This is a genomic window from Corynebacterium tuberculostearicum, from assembly GCF_032821615.1.
In the GTDB taxonomy this organism is placed as follows: domain Bacteria; phylum Actinomycetota; class Actinomycetes; order Mycobacteriales; family Mycobacteriaceae; genus Corynebacterium; species Corynebacterium tuberculostearicum_H.
Map to the genome: position 1 here is coordinate 1 of NZ_JAVBIF010000051.1, position 1,081 is coordinate 1,081.

General features: G+C 53.5%; 1 protein-coding gene. It reads right to left on the minus strand.

The features are described from left to right. Positions 1–1,032, minus strand: a 1,032-nt coding sequence (locus RAE09_RS11830; RefSeq protein WP_316981771.1) for a helix-turn-helix domain-containing protein, incomplete at its 3' end; no start/stop codon positions are given. Positions 1,033–1,081: the final 49 nt, after the last annotated feature.

The window sequence follows — 1,081 nt, forward strand, 5'->3', positions numbered from 1 at the left end:
CAAGTCCAGGCCAAGGTCTTTGAGTCTTCCTTTGGCCTGCAGGTAAAAGGCGTCATAAATCGTTTCGTGACTAATGCGCATGTCCTTATCAGTGGGGTAGTCGATGGGCAGGCGATTAGAAATCTCCTCAGGTGACCATTGTGCCCGCAATTGTGCGCATACATAGTCCCATAGTCTTTTGTTGGCTAGTAGTTTCGGTATTTTCGGCCGTAATCTGCGCGCACAGGCCTTTAACTGGGCTGTTTCTGCACGATACGGGCCTTCCGCACTGTGGTTTCTGCGTACTTCACGCTGAATTGACGATGCACTTCGCCCTAAACGGCGCCCAATCTCACGCAGTGGCACATCTTCGCGGAGAAGATCGGCGATGATGACGCGTTCTTCGAAGCAAATGTAGCGATTGCTGATGCGTTTATACGGATCTACCCCGCTAGGTAAGGCGGGAGGGGCAAGCCTTCCGGATTCGATGACATCATGGCGTTGGCGCAGCGCTTTCATAAGTCTGTTATACGTGCTGGCGTCTTCGCCGACGGGTATGAACTCTTCTCGTCGACCCTGGGATTTGGTGAGTCCTTTTTCGAAATCTAAACGCAGTCGACGATCAATTCCTACTGCCGTGCCAGCATCACCACCAGGCAGGCTCGCCAGCCGAAGGCGCAGGTATTCCACTCTTAACTGCGTCTGGCGGACTTTCCGAGCATACTGACTTAACCGGATATGGCACCCAGCTTCCGTAGCTACGGCATACGCAGCGGTAAGATGCATCCCACATCTTTTAGCAGCTTGGCGTACCGACAGTCCGCTTCGGACTAGCTCTACAAGCTGGACAGCCTGGCTGCCGCGGCGATCAACTCGTTTGGCTTTATACACGACTGGCAATCCAAAGGCATGGCAAAAATTCAAAGCATGCCCGTAATGACAGCCAAGCTCACCAGCCGCCGAACGGACACTACGCCCACTGCCAACCAAGGCAACTAAGCCACGACGATCCGATTCAGACAACGAATGAAACGGGCCAACAACCCCAGACACAACAACACCCTCCTAAGGGAAAGTGTTGCAACGACCCTCTGAACTCAAG